This window comes from Pseudonocardia sp. OZ21 (genome assembly GCF_059359135.1).
Window position 1 is genome coordinate 104704 of the sequence record NZ_JCADBN010000007.1, and the last position, 19677, is coordinate 124380.

Here is a 19677-nt window from a genome sequence, read left to right on the forward strand (position 1 = left end):
GCTCGTCGATCCGGTGGGGAGAGGCCTGGACCAGCGCGACGGAAGCGGTCGAGACATCGTCCCTCCTGACCCGGGGCCCGCTGCCCGGTGCGCGCAGGGTCGCCGATTCCGGGGCGCTGTGCTCAGCGAGAGGGGCGTTGGAGCCGGATAACCGGTTTGCCTGGCCCGCGCTCGGGCGAGTCGATGTAGCGGTGCGCGGCGGCGACGTCGTCGAAGTCGAAGATGCGGTCGACGACGGGCGCGAACGCACCCGTGGCGAGACCGGAGCGGACGAAGTGTTCGGCACGGCGCAGCGCTGCCGGGTCGGCGGTGATCTCGAATACGCGGTACCGGCGCAGCCACACCGGCGCGTACCCGCCGCCGGGCAGCGGCGTGGGCTGCCCGGACAGGCCGCCGTGCACGATCACCGTGGCGCCGGGGGCGCAGGCGGCCACGAGGTGCGCCACCTGCGGTCCGCCGACCGCGTCGAGCACCAGGTCGGCGCCGTGCCCGCCGGTAGCGGCGCGGACGGCCGCCGGCAGTTCGGCGGCGCCGTCGGGGTCGTCGTGGGCGCCGGTGACGACGACCACGGCGGCGCCCGCGTCGAGCAGGGCGGACCGCTGGTCTGCGCGCGGTGTGGTGGCCATCGGAATCGCGCCGAGGTGGCGCACGACCTGCAGTGCGGCCATGCCGATGCTGTTGGCCGCGGCCGTGACGAGCACGTGGTCTCCCGGCCGGACCCGGACGATCTCCTGCACCATCCCGTAGACGGTGACGTAGGGCATCCAGATCGCGGCGCCGGTGACCGCGTCCATGCCATCGGGGCGGGCGACGAGTGCCGCCGCCGGCACGACAGCCTCCTCGGCGTACACCGGGTAGTCGTTCTGGGAGAACGCCGGCACCACGCTCACGGCGTCGCCGGCCGTCCAGCGCTCGACGCCGGGCCCGACCTCCAGCACCTCGCCGGAGGCCTCGGTGCCCAGGCCGGCCGGGAGCGCGGGCTGTTCGAGGTAGGTACCGCGCCGGAAGTTGACCTCCGCGCGGTTGAGACCGATCGCGTCGACCCGGATGCGCACCTCACCCGGCCCTGGGGCACGGACCGGGAGGTCCTCGTAGCGCAGCACCTCGGGGCCGCCGGTCTCGTGGAACCGGATCGTCCGCACCATGCCGTGGAATCTACGGCTCCCGGCGGCGCTCAGGTCTTGTTGTGCACCACACCGGCGTTGGGGACCAGGTCCCGTTCCAGGAGCGCGTACGCCTCGGCGAGGTCGCGGATGCCCGCCGGGCTGTTGCCCACTGACGGAGCGGACTTGATGATCGCCCTGAGCACGGCCTCACGGGCCTGCTCACTCGGACTCTGATCGGCCATACCGGACGACGCTACGCGCGAAAGAGCCGCTCCGGGCGGTCGAGAGCATCGGCAGGTGCGCTGCACGGGACCGCCACCACGCACCCGGTCGGGGGCGCGCAGTGGCGGAGTCTCAGTGAGCCGGGTGTTCCGGTCGGGTCACTGCCCGGCCTTGACGCCCGGCTCGCCTGCCTCGTACTGGATCAGGTTGCGCGGGAGGGCGTCGGAGTCCGTCGCGGCCGCGTTGCGCTTGCCGACCGGCAGGACGGCGCGCTTGAAGGTGGCCTCGAGCATCAGCGCGCTGCCGACGTACCAGGCCAGGACGGCGGAGACGAGCAGCACGTAGGCGGCGATGATCTGCACCACCGGCAGGGCGCCCAGCAGGGCGACGGCGAGCAGGGCGGAGCCGATGGCCAAGGTACCCAGCACCGCGGTCAGCGCGGCGTTCTCCTGGCTCGCGGCGATCGCGCCCACCACGGTGATCGCGGCCAGCACCACGAACCAGAAGCCGAAGGCGCTTGCGGCCGTGGCGTTGGTGGCTGCGGCGGGCAGCACGCCCAGGGCGATGAGCAGGTTGTAGAGACCGTAGCCGATCCAGAACGAACCCCAGATGCCGTGCATCGCGGTGGCGACCGCGTCACGCGCCCGGTAGGACCACATGCCGGCGAGCAGTTGCGCGACACCGCCCGCGGCCAGCGCGAACGGGAAGAGGATCAGCGGGGTCGACGTGTTGCCGTACCAGCCCGCCAGGTTGGCGGCGACCATGAAGGTGGCCGCAGCGAAGCCGAACAGCCCCAGGATGGACGGTGCGGCGACCGGCGACAGCGCGATCGTGGTGTGCTCGCGCCAGAAGTTGTAGTCCTGTGCTTCAACGGCGGTGGTCGAACGGCTGTTGGTGTCGATGCTCATTCTTGCCTCCCAGGTCTCGCCGGGCCGCTCCGCCCGGCGGCCGTCCGGGTGCGAATCCCGAGGCGACTCCGTGAACTTCTGGCTCGTGAAGGAACCATCTCCCAGTGAACGCCGAAACCGCTGGTCGGAGGACCGGTACGGCTGTCTATCCCCTCACACGACAGTGACGTATCGGCAGAGATGACCGACTGCCACGGTGCGAATGGGACGTATTTCGGTTCCGAGCGCGGGAGGTGATGTCCCGGTCGCGGTGGGTGGTGGCGACGGTCCGTCGGGCGGCCCGGTCGGTGATCGCCGCGAGATCCTCGGATTCGCCCTGGCGGGGGCGAACAGCCGGATCTCGGAACGATCAGCGCGCGCGGGGGCCGGGGCAGGGGCCGGTGATCGTTCTGAGGTTCGTGGATCGGTCTCGGCGGGGGCGAACGGGCGCATCTCGGAACGATCAGCGCGGGCGTGGGCCCGTAGCTCGACGGCCGTCGCGTGGCCGGGGTGGCTCCGCGCAGCCTGTCGGCCGGCTCGGTGGCACGGGGGGCATGCGGAAATGGGGCACTCGCGTGCCCGGGTGGTGTGGGGGTCAGCGGGTGATGCGCCGTTTGAGCCGGGAGGCGAACCTGTTGTCGTGGCTCTTCGTGCGTAGTCGGCGGGCGAGCTTGCGGATCCGCTTGGGCTTGAGGTCCTGGAGCGCGCGCTCCAGGTCATCCTGACGCTTCTTCAGGTTCTTGAGCTGCTTCTTGACCGACGTCATCCGACGTCCTCCCCGCTCTCGTCCGGTTCGTGCCCTCGGCCCTAGGTCCCCGGGCCACCCGCCGCCGAAACGTCCTGGCCACCGACCATCAGGCCCGGCGGGCGGCCCCGGCGCAGGTCAGTCCTGTCGCGGCTGCAGCACCAGGGCGCCGTCCACCACGTCGACGACGATCCGCTGCCCCGGCCCGAGGTCGCCCGCGATGATCATGCGGGAGAGCTTGCGGTCGAGCTCGCGCGCGATGGTGCGCCGGAGCGGCCGGGCACCGAGCTCGGGCTGGTAACCGCGCTCGGCGAGCCAGTCGACCGCGCTCTCCGTGAGGTCCAGCGTGATGCCCTGCGCGTGCAGCCGCTCCCCGGTCTCGGCGAGCAGCAGGTGGGTGATGCGGCGCAGCTCGGCGCGGTCGAGGGCGTGGAACAGCACGATGTCGTCGATCCGGTTGAGGAACTCCGGACGGAAGTGGGCGCGCATCGCGGCGAGCACCGGGTCGCGCACCTCTTCGGCGGGCCGCCCCGCCTGCGCCGCGGCGAGGAGCCGGTCGGCGCCGAGGTTGCTGGTCATGATCACGACCGTGCTCGTGAAGTCGACGGCACGCCCGTGCGCGTCGGTGAGCCGACCCGCGTCGAGCACCTGGAGCAGGGTGGCGGTGACGTCCGGGTGGGCCTTCTCGATCTCGTCGAGGAGCAGCACCGCGTAGCGCGTGCGCCGGACGGCCTCGGTGAGCTGGCCCGCGTCGTCGTACCCGACGTGGCCCGGCGGGGCGCCCACCAGCCGCATCGCGCTGCCGCGGTCGGCGTACTCGCTCATGTCGAAACGCAGCAGCGCGTCGGCCGAGCCGAACAGGGCCTCCGCCAGCGCCCTCGCCAGCTCCGTCTTGCCCACACCGGTGGGGCCGAGGAACAGGAACGACCCGATCGGCCGGTCGGGATGCGCCAGCCCGGCCCGGCCCGCGCGCACCGCGTCGGCCACGGCCTCGACGGCGTCGTCCTGCCCGACCACGCGGCGGTGCAGGAGTGTCTCGAGGTCGAGCAGGCGGTCGCGTTCGGTGGTGGTGAGCCGGGCGACCGGGATGCCGGTGCTCTGCGCGAGCACCGCCGCGACGTCGTCGGCGGTGATCTCGACGGTGCCCGCCGTGGCACCGGACGCGGTCTCCGCGGCGTCGATCTCACGGGTGAGCGCGTGGGCACGCTCGAACTCCTCGGCGTCGACGGCGATGTCGCGGGCCCGGCGCAGCTGCTCGACCCGCTCGTCCACCGGCGGGTCGGCGTTCGGACGCCCGGCCTGGATCCGGGCGCGCGCGCTCGCCCGGTCGACGAGGTCGATGGCCTTGTCGGGCAGGAACCGGTCGGTGACGTAGCGGTGCGACAGCTCGGCGGCGGCCACCAGCGCGGCATCGCCGATCCGGACGTCGTGGTGCTCCTCGTAGCGCTGCCGCAGCCCGCGCAGGATCGCGATCGTCGTGGCGACGGTGGGCTCGGCGATCCGGACCGGCTCGAAGCGCCGCTCCAGCGCGGCGTCCTTCTCGATGTGCTTGCGGTACTCCTGCAGCGTCGTGGCGCCGATGAGCTGCAGCTCGCCGCGGGCGAGCGCCGGTTTGAGCAGGGTGCCGGCGTCCATCGCGCCGCCCTCGGCCGCTCCAGCACCCACCACGGCGTGCAACTCGTCGACGAACAGCACGATCGACCGCTCGGCCGCCACGACCTCGTCGATGACGCCGGTGAGCCGCTGCTCGAAGTCGCCGCGGTACCGCGTGCCGGCCACCATGCCCGCCAGGTCGAGAGAGACCACGCGCACGTCCTTCAGCGCCTCGGGCACTTCGCCGTCGGCCACCCGCTGCGCGATGCCCTCCACGATCGCCGTCTTGCCGACGCCGGGGTCGCCGACCAGTACCGGGTTGTTCTTGGTGCGGCGGGCCAGCACCTCGAGGACCTGCTCGACCTCCGCGTCCCGGCCGATGACCGGGTCGAGCCGCCCCTGCCCGGCCGCTGCGGTGAGATCCCGCCCGAACCGGTCGAGCCGCGGAGTGCGGGCATGGGTACCCGGCGGCCTCGGCCCGGCGTCGGGACGGGGCATGGCACTTCCGAGGGTGGTCTCCAGGTTGCCGATCAGGCGTTCGAACAGGTCGTCGAAGGGTCCGGATCCGGGGCGGTCCTGCGGCACGTCCACCTCCACGGGGGTCGTCGTCACCCATCGTCCTCCGTCCCGGCCCCGTTCGCCGGAAATGACCGCCCCGAGGTTGCGGCGGGAGGACCGGGGTAGTCCGTCGCCGCGACGGACGGGAGAACTGCGACATGCCGAGACCAGTGCCGGACCAGGTGGTCGTCATCGTGGGCGCTTCGAGCGGGATCGGGCGGGCGAGTGCGCTCGCGTTCGCCGCGCGCGGCGCGAAGGTCGTCTGCGCGGCCCGCGGGGTGCCGGCTCTGGACAGCCTCGTCGAGCAGATCACGAGCGCGGGGGGCACGGCCGTCGCGGTGCCGACCGACATCGCCGAGCCGGAGGCCGTGCGGGCCCTCGCCGTGGCCGCCGAAGATCGCTTCGGTCGCATCGACACCTGGGTCACCACGGCGGCCGTGGGGGTGTTCGGCCGCGTCGAGGACATCAGCTCCGGGGAGTTCGACCGGGTGATGCGGGTCAACTTCCTCGGCCACGTGCACGGCGTGCACGCGGCGCTGCCGGCCCTGCGTCGTGCCGGCGGCGGCGGGATCATCGGGGTCTCGTCGCTGGAGGGCGTGCGGTCGGTGCCGATGCAGAGCCCGTACACGGCGAGCAAGTGGGCGTTACGCGCGCTCTACGACACGCTGCGGATGGAGCTGGCGGCGGAGGGCGCCCCGATCGCCGTCAGCACCATCCTGCCCGCGGCGATCGACACGCCGTTCTTCGAGCACTCCCGCAGCAAGCTGGGGGCGATGCCGAAGCCCCCACCGCCGGTGTACGCGCCGGAGATCGTCGCCCAAACGATCGTCCACGCGGCCGAGCATCCCCGGCGTGAGGTGGCGGTCGGAGGCGTGGCCGTCGGCTTCGTCGCCGGGCAGCGGCTCTCTCCGGCGCTGGTGGACGCCGTGATGTCGATCCCGCGCTTCGCGGTGGACGAGATGAAGGCCGACCGCCCGGACAACGGGACGGACAACCTCGACGCGCCGCTCGACGAGCCGGGCCAGGTGCACGGCAGCTACTCCGGGAAGGTGCTCCGCCACAGCGTGGTCACCGACCTGCTCAAGCACGTGCCCCGGCCCGGTGACCTCCTCACCGGTGCCCTGTCCACGATCCGGCGCGCCCGGTCGAGAGCGGGATGAGCCGTACCGCTCACGCGGTGCGCATCAGCAACTGCTGCGAATGGGCCGTGACGTGGAGCGTGGCCCTGGCGCGCGCGGCATGCGGCACGACCGGGCCCGGGGCTCCGCGCTGCGGGTCGGCCGTGTCGAGGACCGCGGTCCACCCGGCTCCGTAGGCGGGCCCGGGCAGCGTGAACGCCACGACGTCCGATGTCGCGTTCACCAGCAGCAGGAACGAGTCGTCGCGCAGCTTGCGGCCGTGGCGGTCGGGCTCGGGGATCCCGTCGCCGTTGTAGAAGATGGCCAGCGCGTGCGTGCCGCCGTTTGTCCAGTGCCCCTCGTTCATCGGCAGGCCGGCCGGGGTGAGCCAGGCGAGGTCCTCGAGGCTCGTGCCCCGTACCGGCCTGCCCTGGAAGAACCGGCGGCGCCGGAAGACCGGGTGTTCACGGCGTAGCCGCACGAGCCGCGCGGTGAAGTCGGTGAGCGACCCGAACGTGGCCGCCCGTTTCCAGTCGACCCAGGAGATCCCGTTGTCCTGGCAGTACGCGTTGTTGTTGCCGCCCTGCGTGCGCCCCAGCTCGTCGCCGTGCAGCAGCATCGGGACACCCTGGGACAGGAACAGGGTGGTGAGCAGGTTGCGCTTCTGGCGTTCGCGCAGCTCCTGGATCCCCGGGTCGTCGGTGGGGCCCTCGGCGCCGCAGTTCCACGACCGGTTGTCGTCGGTGCCGTCGCGGTTGTCCTCGCCGTTGGCGGCGTTCTGCTTACCGTTGTAGGAGACCAGGTCGTGCAGCGTGAAGCCGTCGTGCGCGGTGACGAAGTTGATCGAGGCGTACGGCCGCCGACCGCTGGACTCGTACATGTCCGACGACCCGGTGAGCCGGGAGGCGAACTCCCCGACGGTGCCGGGGTTGCCGCGCCAGAAGTCGCGCACCGCGTCGCGGTAGCGCCCGTTCCACTCCGTCCACAGTGGAGGGAAGTTGCCGACCTGGTAGCCCCCCTCGCCGAGGTCCCACGGCTCGGCGATCAGCTTGACCTGCGACACGACCGGGTCCTGCTGGACCAGGTCGAAGAAGGCGGCGAGCCGGTCGACCTCGTAGAGCCCGCGGGCCAGCGCGGCGGCCAGGTCGAAGCGGAACCCGTCGACGTGCATGTCCAGCACCCAGTACCGCAGCGAGTCCATGATCATCTGCAGGGTGTGGGGATGGCGGACGTTGAGGGTGTTCCCGGTGCCGGTGTAGTCGGTGTAGTAGCGCCGGTCGTCGGCCAGCCGGTAGTAGGAGTGGTTGTCGATCCCGCGGAACGCGAGCGTCGGACCGAGGTGGTTGCCCTCCGCCGTGTGGTTGTAGACGACGTCGAGGATCACCTCGATGCCGGCCTCGTGCAGCGTCCGGACCATCGCCTTGAACTCGGTGACCTGGTTGCCGCGCCCGCCCCTGGCCGCGTAGCGGTGGTGCGGGGCGAAGTAGCCGACCGTGTTGTAGCCCCAGTAGTTCGCCAGCCCGGCCTGGACGAGGTGGTGGTCGTCGAGGAACTGGTGCACCGGCATCAGTTCGACGGCGGTCACGCCGAGGCGCTGCAGGTGCTCGACGACCGCCGGGTGGGCCAGGCCCGCGTACGTGCCCCGCAGCGCGGGCGGTACCTCGGGGTGCAGCACCGTCAGGCCGCGCACGTGCGCCTCGTAGATCACCGACTCGCTGTAGCGCGTGCGCGGCGGCCGATCGTTGCCCCAGTCGAAGAAGGGGCTGATCACCACCGCCCTGGTCTGGTGGGGCGCGGAGTCGTCGTCGTTGCGCTGCCACGGCTCGTTCCACCGGTAGTCGAAGAGCGACTCGTCCCAGTCGACCGGACCGTCGAACGCCTTGCCGTAGGGGTCGAGCAGGAGCTTCGCCGGGTCGCACCGCAGGCCGGCACCGGGATCGTGCGGGCCGTGCACCCGGAAGCCGTACCGCTGCCCCGACCCGGCGCCCGGCAGGTAGCAGTGCCAGATGGAACCGTCGACCTCCGTCAGCTCCACCCGGTGTTCGACGTCCTCGTCGTCGAACAGGCACAGCTCAACCCGGTGGGCGAGTTCGGAGAAGAGGGCGAAGTTGGTGCCCGCGCCGTTGAAGGTGGCTCCCAGGGGATATGCGTCCCCCGGCCAGACCTCCACCCCGACATCCTGCCCCGGACCGGACGGCAGCGCTGCCGTCCAGTCCGGTGATCGTCAGTGGAGTCAGCTCGCGGGGGCCTGCGCCTGTTGAGCACGGACGGCGATGGGCGCGCCCGCGAGGTCCTCCTCGTTGCAGAGGAGCTTCACGTCGTAGTACGGCCCGGCGTCACTGTCGTCGTAGTCCAGGTGCACGGCGATGACATCGAGGGGCTCGCCCAGCCAGTCCTGGGCACGGCGCAGCCAGGCTGCTGACCGTTCCAGCGCGGTGGGAAGGTCGTCATCGCGGAACTGCACGGGCCGGTAGGGAACCTGTTGGACGCCGTCCCGTGAATGCACGGGTTGCGGAAGGTCGGTTGCCACGCCGGTCTCGTCGAGATCGAGTTCGATCGCCTGCTCGGTCACGCCCCCAGGGTGGCCCGCGCAGCCGGTACGGGCAAGCCGGCGCCGTGCGACACGCCCATCGCAACCCGCTCCACCCGACCCTCACCGTGTCCAGAGGCGTCACCGGGCCGGGCGGTGCCTCGGTCTCCGCCGGGTGAAGCTGCGGCCGACGTGCTGTCCACCCTGCACGCCGCGTGATCAGATCTCCTCCGCGATCGTGATCACGCCACGGGAGGGCCGATGCGGGCACCACGGATCGGACGCACGCGCGAGGTGCTCGCTCTCCTCGCAACGGCCGTGCTGACGTTCGCACCCGCAACAGAGGTGCCGACGCCGCCCAGCCCGACGCCCGAGGGCGGTCCCGACCGGGTCCTCGGCGAAATCGGGCCGATGTCGCCCGTCGCTCTCGGGGTGACGCACCGGGACTTCGTCACCACCGCGGCGGGCGGCCGGGTCATGGGTGACGTCGTCGATGTCGACCTGACCCAGCCCGAGGTCCGGACCGACCTGCTCACGCCCGGCGCGGTGGCCGCGCGTGCCCCGGTCGCCGCGATGGCGAACCGCAGCGGTGCCGTCGCGGGCATCAACGGCGACTTCTTCGACATCGGCCGCACCAACGCGCCCGCGGGACCGGCCGTGACCAGGGGTCAGCCGCTCAAGGCCGCGGTGCCCCACGGCAGGCGGATGGGGCCGGCCGTGCCCGGCGCGGAGATCGACTACGTCTTCGCCGTCGGCGTCGACCGGGTCGGCCGGATCGACCGGCTGCGCCTGGAGGGCCAGGTGACCGGGCCGCGCGGGACGTTCCCGGTGCGGGCGCTCAACCAGTACGCGGTCCCCGTTGGCGGGGTGGGGGTCTTCACCCCGGACTGGGGTCTGGTCGACCGCGCGAGGACGCTCTGCGGGTCGGACGTCGATCGCGACGCGCCATGCGCGGCGGACCAGGCGGAGGTGCTGGTCCACGACGGTGCGGTGGCGCTCGCCGGCCCGCCGGTCGGCGGCCGGATACCGGACGGCGACGTCGTGCTGACCGGTCGCGACGAGGGCGCCGCCGCCGTGCGCTCACTCCGGGTCGGCGATCCCGTGAAGGTCGCGTACTCACTGGTGCCCGCCAGCGGGGTGCAGCCTCAGTTCGCCATCGGGGGCACACCCATCCTCGTCGACTCGGCGCTCGTGGCCGGGCTCGACGATCGCGCCCGCGCCCCGCGCAGCGCCGTGGGGATGAGCCGGGACGGCCGTGACATCGTCCTGGTCACGCTCGACGGGCGGCAGTCCGACAGCGTCGGGGCGACGCTCGCCGAGCTGGCCTCGCTCCTTCGGGAGATGGGCCTCGACGACGCCGTCAACCTCGACGGTGGGGGGTCGTCCACTCTGGTGCACCGCGCTCCGGGCGCATCGGAGGTCGCCGTCGTCAACGACCCGTCCGACCCGTCCGCGCGCCTCGTGCCCAACGGGATCGGCGTCTTCGCCGGCTGACCCTCCTCCCTCCGCCGTGCACGCGACCGGCCGGGCGGGCAGCGTGGGAGCCCCACGACCACGTCCCGAGGAGAGACCTGTGACGAGTGCCCAGCTGTTGACCGATGCCTTCAGCAGGATCCGTGAGGAGGTCCACGGCGCGGCCACAGGGCTGACCACCGAACAGTTGGCGTACCGCATCGACGGCAGCGCCAACTCGATCGGCTGGCTCGTGTGGCATCTGACTCGCGTGCAGGACGACCACATCGCCGACGTGGCGGGCGCCGAGCAGGTCTACACGGCGCAGGGCTGGGCGGAGCGGTTCGGGTTCCCCTTCTCCGCGACGGAGATCGGGTACGGCCACCGCTCGGCGGACGTCGACAGCGTGCGGGTCGACTCCGCGGATCTGCTTCTCGGCTACCACGACGCCGTCCACGCGCAGACCCTCCGCTTCCTGGAGAGGCTCGAGGAGGCAGAGCTCGCGCGGGTGGTCGACGAGAACTGGGATCCGCCGGTGACGCTCGCGGTGCGGCTGGTCAGCGTCGTGAGCGACGACCTGCAGCATGCCGGGCAGGCCGCGTTCGTCCGCGGTGTGGTGGAGCGCCGCGCACCGGGCGGGCTCTGACCCCTACGTCACGCGGCCCGGTGGTCCGGGTGTCCGGCAGCGGCGAACGGGCTCGCCCCGCTGATGTGGACCGGCTCCGGGGTGAACTCCTGGGCAGCCGCGTCGGGTTCGGTCGGTTCCGGTGCCGCCTGGAGCCCGCCGGACAGGGCGGGGTCAGGCGTACCGGACGGGCGGACGCCGCTGATCACGCGATCCTCCAGGTGTGCGAGCCAGAGCGGCGCGGCCAGCAACACGAGTGGGACGACGATGGCGGCTATCCACATCTTCCCGGGTACCCCGTCGGCCGGCTCGCCCAACGGCAACCACTCTGTCGGGCCCATTCCTCGGCGATCGGATGGCGGCAAGCGGGAGCGGCCTGCGGAGCGTCACGAGATGTGGTCCGCGAGGTCGTCCGAGCGGTGAGGACGGACGCAAGTTGTTGACACGACATCATCACGAGCCATAGTTTGTTGATGCGTCAGCAGAGTCCCGATCGGGGCTGAGTCCAGCACAGGAGCAGTAACCGTCATGACCAAGATCGCGATCATCCTCGGCAGCACGCGCCCCGGCCGTAACGGCGAGGCCGTCGCCCGTTGGGTCCTGGACATCGCCAAGCAGCGCAGCGATGCCGAGTACGAGCTCGTCGACCTCCTCGACTACAAGCTCCCCCACCTCGACGAGGCGATCCCGCCGTCGATGGGCCAGTACAGCCAGCCGCACACGAAGGTCTGGGCGGACAAGATCCGCTCCTTCGACGGCTTCGTGTTCGTCACGCCCGAGTACAACCACTCCACGTCCGGCGCGCTCAAGAACGCGATCGACTTTCTCTCCGCCGAGTGGAACAACAAGGCGGCAGGCTTCGTGAGCTACGGCGCGGTCGGTGGTGCCCGCGCCGTGGAGCACCTGCGCCTGGTGATGGGGGAGTTGCAGGTGGCCGACGTGCGCGCCCAGGTTGCCCTGTCGCTGTTCACCGACTTCACGAACTTCAGCGAGTTCACCCCCGGCGCCCACCAGGCCGAGCAGGTCACCGCCATGCTCGACCAGGTGGTCGCCTGGAGTGTCGCGCTCGCCCCACTTCGGGCAGCCTGACCGACGGCGAACAGCTCCCTTCGGTTGCGGGTCGAAGGGCGAACGTCCCGCACCCGTTCGGGTGCGGGACGTTCGCGTTCACGAGTACTTGCGTGGTGCGAGCTGGTGGACAGGGATCATGCCCAGCCTGCCGGCCCGGAAGTCCTCGAGCGCCTGGACGATCTCCCGCCGTGTGTTCATCACGAACGGGCCGTGGTGCGCCACCGGCTCGCAGATCGGCAGGCCACCCAGTAGGAGCACGTCGAACGGCTCGCTGCGCCCGTCGCCGGCCCCCAGCACGAGGTGGCCTCCCGGTCCGAAGACGGCGAGCTGGCCGGCTTCCACCGGCCGGCCCTCCGCGCCGGCGGTTCCTCGGCCGGTCAGCACGTAGGCGAACGCGCTGAACTCGGGCTGCCACGGAACGGCGATCTTCGCGCCGGGGGCCAGCGTCGCGTGGGCGTAGGTGATGGGGGTGTGCGTGGAGCCGGGCCCGGTGAAGCCGGCGATGTCACCCGCGATCAGCCGGATCAGCGCGCCCCCGTCGTCGGATGTGAGCAGACGCAGGGTGTCGCGCGTGATCGACTGGTAGCGCGGGTTGGTCATCTTGAGCGATGCGGGCAGGTTGACCCACAGCTGCACTCCGTGCATCGGGCCGCCCGCGCGGTACATCCGCTCGGTGGGCAGCTCGTCGTGCAGGATGCCGCTGCCCGCCGTCATCCACTGCGCTTCGCCCTCGCCGATCACTCCGCCGCCACCGTTGGTGTCGTGGTGGGAGATCTCGCCGTCGAGGAGGTAGGTGACCGTCTCGAAGCCCCGGTGGGGGTGCCACGGTGCGCCGGTCGTCTCCTCGGGCGCGTTCACCGTCGGACCGACGTGGTCGAGCAGCAGGAACGGGTCCGCCTCGGCCATCGTGAGGCCGCCCGGGAAGGGGCGGCTGATCTCTATCCCGGCGCCTTCGAGCTGGCGGTGCGAGGTGACGACCCGCCCGACCGGGCGTGCGACGGACGTGCCCGGGTCGGCACGTGGGATGCGGGGGAGGACGAGCAGGTTGTCGACGGTGATGGCCGGCATGGGATCAACTCCTTTTTGTTGATACGTCCACGATACGAGGTTTTAATGATGCGTCAACATCCCGGTAGACTGTGCGCGTGACCGAAGCGCGATGGCTCGACGAGCGGGAGGCGCGTCTCTGGCTGAGCTATCGCGGCCTCCGGGTGCGGCTGGACGGGGCACTGTGGCGCAGGCTCGTCCGTGACAGCGGGCTGTCCGGCCCCGAGTTCGAACTGCTGGTGCCGCTGTCGGAGGCCCCGGGCGGCCTGTTGCGGGCGCGCGATCTCGGGAAGCTGGTGGGCTGGGAGCGCAGCCGGATCTCCCACCAGGTCGGACGCATGGAGAAGCGCGGCCTCGTCGTGCGCGAGGAGTGCTTCGAGGACGCCAGGGGATCGATGGTGCGACTCACCGCAGAGGGCCGGGCGGCGATCGTCGCGGCCGCTCCGTCGCACGTCGAGTCCGTGCGGAGCCTCTTCTTCGACGTCCTCACCGACGACGAGCTGACCGTGCTCACTGCCGCCTTCGAACGCGTGCTCGCCGGGCTCCCGGCCCCTGACGACTGATCGCCGGAATACTGGTCAGGGGTATGCAGTTCCTCTCCTCGGAGGTGGTTTCGATGCAGGAGAACGAGAGGTACCGGCTGGCCGGGGCGTACCTGGATGCCGGAAAGCCCCTGGAGGCGCTGGACCTGCTGGAGCCGCTGGCGGAGGAACTGCGCGGGCAGGCCGCAGGGCAGCTGCTGCTGGGACGCGCGTACTACCACTCGGCACAGCTCGGTAAGGCCCAGGAGGCGCTGGAGAGCGCCGTGGCGCTGGCGCCGACCGACGCGTACGCCCGGTTCGCGCTGGGACGCACGTTGGAGCGGCGCAGCCGGCACCAGGAGGCGGGCGTCCACTTCCGTATCGCAGCGGCCATGGACGACCGGCCGGAGTTCTGTGAGCACCGCGATGCTCACGAGCGGGCGCTCACCGCCTGAGCGTCACCTGTTGCGGTGGTCCTTGAGACGCTGGAGCTTGCCGACCGAGCGCTCCAGCGTCTCGGGATCGACCACGTCGCAGCCGACCGTGACGCCGACGGTCTCCTTGACTGAGGTCATGAGCTCGCGCGCCGCGTCGAGCCTCCGCTCCGCCGGGGTGTCGGGGCGGGCCTCGACGCGCACGGTGAGAGCGTCCATCCGGCCCTCGGTGCTCAGCACGAGCTGGAAGTGCGGTGACAGGCCCGCGGTGCGGAGCACGATCTCCTCGACCTGGGTCGGGAAGAGGTTCACCCCGCGCAGGATGATCATGTCGTCGCTGCGCCCGGTGATCTTCTGCATCCGGCGCATCCCCGGCCGTGCCGTACCGGGCAGGAGTCGGGTGAGGTCACGGGTGCGGTACCGGATGATCGGCAGCGCCTCCTTGGTGAGCGAGGTGAACAGCAACTCGCCCTCCTCGCCGTCGGGCAGCGGCACGCCCTCGCTCGGCTCGAACGGGTCGACCACCTCAGGGTAGAAGTGGTCCTCCCAGATGTGCAGCCCGTCCTTCGTCTCCACGCACTCCTGCGACACGCCGGGGCCCATCACCTCGGACAGGCCGTAGATGTCGACCGCGTGGATGTCCATGCGCTCCTCGATCTCGGCGCGCATCTGCTCGGTCCACGGCTCCGCCCCGAAGATCCCGACCTGCAGCGACGAGGACCGCGGATCGATCCCCTGCTTCTCGAACTCGTCGACGATCGTGAGCATGTAGCTGGGCGTGAGCATGATGATGTCGGGCCGGAAGTCCTGGATGAGCTGGACCTGACGAGGGGTCATGCCGCCCGACACCGGGATGGCCGTGGCCCCGAGCTTCTCGATGCCGTAGTGCGCGCCCAGACCGCCGGTGAACAGCCCGTACCCGTAGGCGTTGTGCACCTTGTGCCCCGGGCGGCCGCCCGCCGCGCGGATCGAGCGAGCCATCACGGTGGCCCACGTGTCGATGTCGCGCTCGGTGTAGCCGACGACCGTGGGCCTGCCCGTGGTGCCGGACGAGGCGTGGATCCGCCGGACCTGATCCTGGGGCACCGCGAACATCCCGAACGGATAGTTCTCGCGCAGATCGGCCTTCGACGTCGTCGGGAACTTCGCGAGGTCCGAGAGCTCGCGGCAGTCCTCGGGACGCACGCCCGCCGCGTCGAAGCTCGCCCGGTAGTGCGGGACGTTCTCGTAGGCGTGCCGCAATGTCCACTGCAGACGCTCGAGCTGCAGGGCACGCAGCTCGTCGACCGACATGCGCTCCGCGGGGTCGAGCAGCTCGGCAGGCGGCGCGGCGCCGAACCTGCGGGTGGCGGATGCGGTCATCACGCGGTCTTCTTGTTCTTCTTCGCCACGAGCGTGAGCACGTCGTAGCGGGCCACGGACTCGCCGTCCTGCCGCGTCACGTCCGCGTCCCAGCGCACCTCTCCGTAGTCCGCCGAGTCGCGTGGGGTCACCTGCTTGCAGGTCAGCGTCACCGTCAGGGCGTCGCTGAACCGCACCGGGGTGAGGAAGCGCAGGCGGTCGACCCCGAAGTTGGCGAGCACCGGGCCAGGGTCGGGATCGACGAAGAGGCCGGCGGCGAGCGAGACCACCAGGTAGCCGTGGGCCACCCGTTCGCCGAAGAGCGGGTTGGCTGCGGCGGCCTCCGCGTCCATGTGCGCGTAGAAGGTGTCGCCCGTGAACTCCGCGAAGTGCTCCACGTCGTCCTGCGTGACGGTGCGTGGGCCCGCGACGATCGCGTCGCCGATCCGCAGCTCCTCGAGGTGCTTGCGGAAGGGGTGCACGTCGGTCTCGGTGCGCCGCGAACCCGCCACCCACCGGCCGGTGATGGCGGTCAGCGTGTCGGGGTCGGCCTGCACGGCGGTGCGCTGCATGTGGTGCAGCACCCCGCGGATGCCGCCCATCTCCTCCCCGCCCCCGGCCCGGCCGGGGCCGCCGTGCACGAGCTGCGGCATCGGCGAGCCGTGGCCCGTCGACTCCTTCGCGTCGGCCTGGGTGAGCACGAGCAGCCGGCCGTGCCACGGTGCGACGCCGAGCACGACGTCCCGGGCGAAGCCGGTGTCGCCGGTGACGACCGAGCCCACGAGGCTGCCCTGCCCGCGAGCGGCGTAGTCGATCAGCTGCTCGGTGGAGGAGTAGGGGAGCACGGTCGAGACCGGGCCGAACGCCTCCACCTCGTGCGGTTCGGCGCGGTCCGGGTCGCCCGTGAGCAGGATCGGGGAGATGAACGCGCCGCGCTCGGCGTCGGCGTCGACGACGTCGACCTTCTCCGGGTCGCCGAACACGATGCGCCCGGAGTCGGCGAGGGCCTTGACGCTGCGGCGCACCTCCTCGCGCTGTTCGAGGCTCGCCAGGGCTCCCATGCGGACGGCCTCCGCTGCGGGGTTGCCGACCACGATGGACGCCAGCCGGGCCGACACCGCCTCGACCACGGCGTCCACGTGCTCCGCCGGCACGAACGCGCGGCGGATGGCCGTGCACTTCTGCCCGGCCTTGACCGTCATCTCCTGCACCAGTTGCTTCACGTACAGATCGAACTCGGGCGTGCCCGGGCCGGCGTCCGGGCCCAGCACGGAGAGGTTCAGCGAGTCGGCCTCGGCGGAGAACCGCACGCTGCGCCCGACGATGCCCGGGTGGGTGCGCAGCTTGGCCGCGGTGGACGCCGACCCGGTGAATGAGACGAGATCCTGCTCGGTGAGGTGGTCGAACATGTCGCCGACCGAGCCGGCGACGAACTGCAGCGTGCCCTCGGGCAGCAGCCCCGACCCGACCACCAGCTCCACGAGCTTCGCCGTGAGGAACGCCGTGGGGCTCGCCGGCTTCACCACCGACGGCACGCCCGCGAGGAACGCGGGGGCGAACTTCTCCAACGGCCCCCACACCGGGAAGTTGAACGCGTTGACCTGCACCGCGACGCCACGCAGCGAGGTGGCGATGTGCTGGCCGGCGAACGTGCCGCCGCGCGAGAGCGGCTCGACGTCGCCCTCGACGTAGATCGTGTCGTTCGGCAGTTCGCGACGGCCCTTGCTCGCGTAGGCCTGCAGCACGCCGATGCCGCCGTCGATGTCGAACTTCGCGTCGAACGGCGTGCCGCCGGTGCGGGCGGACACCGCGTAGAGCTCCTCGCGGTGCTCGCGCAGGTGCCCGGCGAGGGCCTTCAGCAACCCCGCGCGCTGGTGGAAGGTCGGCTCCCGAAGGGCGGGCCCGCCCACCCGCCTGCCGTGGTCGAGCACCGCGGCCATGTCGATTCCGGACGAGGAGACGCGGGCGACCTCCTCGCCGGTGACGGCGTCGAACAGCGGGCGTCCCTCATCGGACGGGACATGCCATCCGCCACGGACGTAGCTGCCCAGCACCGGCGCCATAGCAAGCCTCCCGAAACGCTCTACCGACCGTTCGTTCGGGACGCTAGCACGGGGCACGAACCATGGACCAGGTCCAACATCCGCACCCTCCCCCGCTTCGCACTACGGAGCCGTACTGCTGTTCGGACGGCCCCACAACAGCAGTACGGCTCCGGAACGCGCCGCGCCCGCGCCCGCTCCGTGTTACGGGGTGGGGGCTGGGTCGGCGGCCAGGGGGAGGGTGGGGATGGCGGGTGGGGTGAAGTTCCAGACCTGTCCGTACAGCGACAGTTCGGCCTCCAGGCAGGTGATCATGGTGTCCTGGCGCCGGAAGCCGTGGCCTTCGCCCTCGAAGGTGAGGTAGGCGTGGGGGACGGCCCGGCCGGCCATCCGGTCCAGGAACCGCTCGCACTGGGCGGGCGGGCAGATCACGTCGGCCGTGCCCTGCAGGATCAGGAAGGGCACGGTGATGCGGTCCGGGTGGGAGGCGGGGGAGCGGTCCCGGTAGCGGTCGGGCACCTCCGCCAGTGGGCCGATCAGGGCTTCCAGGTAGCGGGACTCGAAGTCGTGGGTCTCACCCTTTGCGAAGTCGTGCAGGTCCAGGAGCGGGCACTGGATCGTGGCGCAGGCGTAGACGCCGGTCGACATCAGCGAGGCCGCTGCGGTGAAGCCGCCGGCGCTGCCGCCACGGATCGCCAGCTGCCCGGGGGCGGCCGATCCCTCGTCGGCGAGCGCCCGTGCGACCGCCGCGCAGTCCTCGACGTCCACCACGCCCCACTGCTCACGCAACCGCTCCCGGTAGGCGCGCCCGTACCCGGTGGAGCCGCCGTGGTTGACCTCGACCACCCCGATGCCGCGCGAGGTGAAGTAGGCGATCTCCAGGTTGAGCGCGAGCGGGGCCCGGGCGGTGGGGCCGCCGTGCACCCACACCACGTAGGGCGGCAGCTCGCCCTCCGGCGCGCGGAAGGCGGGGTTGCGCGGCGGATACACCTGCGCGTAAATCTGCTGCCCGTCCGCGGTGAAGACGCGCTCCACCGGTTCGGGGAGGACCTCGGGGTCCACGCCGTCGCGCTGCTCGCTGAGGGCCCTGCTCCGTCCGGTGGTCGCGTCGAACTCGACGACGGCATAGGCCTGCGACGGGCTCGCGGCGACGCCGACCACCCGGGTGCCCGATGCGGCCAGGAACGGCAGCCACTCGGACCGCTCCCCGGGGACCTCGGTGAGCTCACCGGTGGCCGGGTCGAGCACGGCAGGTCGCTGCGGGCCGACCCCGTGCAACACGGCGACCCGCCCATCCGGAAGTGGGACGAACCAGCGCACGCCGAGTCGTAGGGGCCCGGCGAACTCCTCCTCGGCCGGGTGCAGCGCCACCGCATCACCCGTGCCCGGGTCGACGCGGTAGAGGTTCCACCATCCGGTGCGCTCGCAGGCGACCAGCAGGTCACCGCCCGGCAGCCACTCGGCCTGGGCGACCGGATCACCCGGACCGCCGATCAGCGTGCGCTCCCGCTGCAGGCGGCCGTCCTCGGCGACGTCGGCGATCACGAGCTCGGCCGCGTCCCACGGCATGTACGGGTGGTCCCAGGCCAACCACACCGCGCGGGAGCCGTCCGGGGAGTACCGGGGGCCGGCGACGAACCGGCGGCTGTCGTCGCACAGCTCGCGGACGGCGGACCGGTCCTCGGCAGCCGCTCCGTCCAGCGGGACGGCGGCGAGCGCCCGGCGTACGTCCAGGGGGCCGTCGCCGGTGAACTCCTCCAGTACGCAGCGGACCTCGCCGAGAGCCAGGTCGATCTCGGGCTCGGCCCAGCGCAGCCCGCCCCCGACCGGGGAGAGCGGGGTCAGCGGCCGTGGCTCGGCGCCGCCGGCGTCGGGCTCGTAAGCGTACAGCCGCTGGTCGGTGAGGTTCACGAACACCGCGAGCACGCCCCGGTCACCGGCGGCGGCCGCCCACGGCAGCCCCCCGTACTCGATCACCCGGCTGCGCACGTCCCACGGCGCGGGCAGCAGCGACGGTGCGGGACCGTCCTGGCGGCTCCGCACGAGGACCATGCGTCCGTCCTCATCGGGGCGGGGCTCGACCCACCACACCTCCTCGCCGACCGTCCCGACGTAGGCGGGAGCACCGATCCGCCCGGCACTCATCCCCGCGGTGGCCACCGCGGCGGTGATCGGCGAGTCCCATTCGCCGAAGGGCGCGACAGTAGTTTCCGGAGAATTCAGGCGAATAGTCACAGCCACCGTTTCTGCCGACGCGGAGACGTCGAGTGGTCGCAGGAAAGTGTCGACGAAATCGTCGCATGTCGATCTCTGCCGCCGACCCGGCGCACGTCTCGAGGACGCGCCATGCGTCCCGCGGAGGAACGACACTGTCGACCGATCGTT

General features: G+C 71.8%; 18 protein-coding genes. 6 read left to right on the forward strand and 12 right to left on the reverse strand.

Annotation, left to right across the window (positions count from 1 at the left end; all coding sequences use genetic code 11):
* Positions 1–122 precede the first annotated feature (122 nt).
* From AC5L35_RS18115 to AC5L35_RS18135, 5 genes are all read right to left on the reverse strand, one after another.
* A complete protein-coding gene (locus tag AC5L35_RS18115) occupies positions 123–1145 on the reverse strand; it encodes a zinc-dependent alcohol dehydrogenase family protein (protein ID WP_495060820.1) in 1023 nt (340 codons plus the stop codon).
* 29 nt (positions 1146–1174) lie between these two features.
* The gene (locus AC5L35_RS18120) at positions 1175–1348 is read right to left on the reverse strand and encodes a hypothetical protein (RefSeq protein ID WP_495060821.1); all 174 of its coding nucleotides are present in this window, start codon (positions 1346–1348) and stop codon (positions 1175–1177) included.
* 138 nt (positions 1349–1486) lie between these two features.
* Positions 1487–2236, reverse strand: coding sequence for an acetate uptake transporter (locus AC5L35_RS18125; protein ID WP_495060822.1), 750 nt, complete (start codon positions 2234–2236; stop codon positions 1487–1489).
* A 574-nt stretch (positions 2237–2810) separates the two neighbouring features.
* Entirely contained in the window at positions 2811–2981 is a 171-nt protein-coding gene (locus tag AC5L35_RS18130; RefSeq protein ID WP_495060823.1) for a hypothetical protein, read from the reverse strand.
* A 117-nt stretch (positions 2982–3098) separates the two neighbouring features.
* On the reverse strand, positions 3099–5165 hold the full coding sequence (locus AC5L35_RS18135) for an ATP-dependent Clp protease ATP-binding subunit (RefSeq protein ID WP_495060824.1): 2067 nt from the start codon (positions 5163–5165) through the stop codon (positions 3099–3101).
* Positions 5166–5269: 104 nt separating this feature from the next.
* Between AC5L35_RS18135 and AC5L35_RS18140 the strand changes: the two genes are divergently transcribed.
* Positions 5270–6271, forward strand: a complete 1002-nt coding sequence (locus AC5L35_RS18140; RefSeq protein WP_495060825.1) for an SDR family oxidoreductase — start codon at positions 5270–5272, stop codon at positions 6269–6271.
* 10 nt (positions 6272–6281) lie between these two features.
* Here the strand turns inward: AC5L35_RS18140 and glgX are convergent, their stop codons facing one another.
* The gene (gene glgX, locus AC5L35_RS18145) at positions 6282–8399 is read right to left on the reverse strand and encodes a glycogen debranching protein GlgX (RefSeq protein ID WP_495060826.1); all 2118 of its coding nucleotides are present in this window, start codon (positions 8397–8399) and stop codon (positions 6282–6284) included.
* Between the two features lie 63 nt (positions 8400–8462).
* Positions 8463–8801: a hypothetical protein gene (locus tag AC5L35_RS18150; protein ID WP_433274882.1), complete on the reverse strand. Its 339-nt coding sequence runs from the start codon at positions 8799–8801 to the stop codon at positions 8463–8465.
* A 219-nt stretch (positions 8802–9020) separates the two neighbouring features.
* Here AC5L35_RS18150 and AC5L35_RS18155 point away from each other — a divergent pair, with 219 nt between their 5' ends.
* A complete protein-coding gene (locus AC5L35_RS18155; RefSeq protein WP_495060827.1) occupies positions 9021–10253 on the forward strand; it encodes a phosphodiester glycosidase family protein in 1233 nt (410 codons plus the stop codon).
* A 79-nt stretch (positions 10254–10332) separates the two neighbouring features.
* Positions 10333–10857, forward strand: coding sequence for a mycothiol transferase (locus tag AC5L35_RS18160; RefSeq protein WP_495060828.1), 525 nt, complete (start codon positions 10333–10335; stop codon positions 10855–10857).
* A gap of 8 nt (positions 10858–10865) precedes the next feature.
* On the opposite strand, the gene AC5L35_RS18165 is transcribed toward AC5L35_RS18160, so the two are convergent.
* Entirely contained in the window at positions 10866–11153 is a 288-nt protein-coding gene (locus AC5L35_RS18165; RefSeq protein ID WP_495060829.1) for a hypothetical protein, read from the reverse strand.
* Positions 11154–11364: 211 nt separating this feature from the next.
* Between AC5L35_RS18165 and AC5L35_RS18170 the strand changes: the two genes are divergently transcribed.
* Positions 11365–11925: an NADPH-dependent FMN reductase gene (locus tag AC5L35_RS18170; protein WP_495060830.1), complete on the forward strand. Its 561-nt coding sequence runs from the start codon at positions 11365–11367 to the stop codon at positions 11923–11925.
* Positions 11926–12003: 78 nt separating this feature from the next.
* Here the strand turns inward: AC5L35_RS18170 and AC5L35_RS18175 are convergent, their stop codons facing one another.
* Complete coding sequence (locus tag AC5L35_RS18175) at positions 12004–12975, reverse strand: pirin family protein (protein WP_495060831.1); 972 nt, start codon at positions 12973–12975, stop codon at positions 12004–12006.
* A 77-nt stretch (positions 12976–13052) separates the two neighbouring features.
* Here AC5L35_RS18175 and AC5L35_RS18180 point away from each other — a divergent pair, with 77 nt between their 5' ends.
* Entirely contained in the window at positions 13053–13517 is a 465-nt protein-coding gene (locus AC5L35_RS18180) for a MarR family winged helix-turn-helix transcriptional regulator (RefSeq protein ID WP_495060832.1), read from the forward strand.
* Positions 13518–13570: 53 nt separating this feature from the next.
* On the forward strand, positions 13571–13930 hold the full coding sequence (locus tag AC5L35_RS18185) for a tetratricopeptide repeat protein (protein WP_495060833.1): 360 nt from the start codon (positions 13571–13573) through the stop codon (positions 13928–13930).
* Between the two features lie 3 nt (positions 13931–13933).
* Here AC5L35_RS18185 and paaK read toward each other — a convergent pair whose 3' ends face one another.
* The 3 genes from paaK to AC5L35_RS18200 form a co-directional block, all read right to left on the reverse strand.
* Positions 13934–15271 (reverse strand): phenylacetate--CoA ligase PaaK, encoded by a 1338-nt coding sequence (paaK, locus tag AC5L35_RS18190; protein WP_495060993.1) that lies wholly within the window; start codon positions 15269–15271, stop codon positions 13934–13936.
* Complete coding sequence (paaZ, locus tag AC5L35_RS18195) at positions 15271–17313, reverse strand: phenylacetic acid degradation bifunctional protein PaaZ (RefSeq protein WP_495060834.1); 2043 nt, start codon at positions 17311–17313, stop codon at positions 15271–15273. The genes paaK and paaZ overlap by 1 nt, the downstream gene beginning before the upstream one ends.
* A 183-nt stretch (positions 17314–17496) precedes the next feature.
* Positions 17497–19527 (reverse strand): S9 family peptidase, encoded by a 2031-nt coding sequence (locus AC5L35_RS18200; RefSeq protein ID WP_495060835.1) that lies wholly within the window; start codon positions 19525–19527, stop codon positions 17497–17499.
* Between the last annotated feature and the right edge of the window lie 150 nt (positions 19528–19677).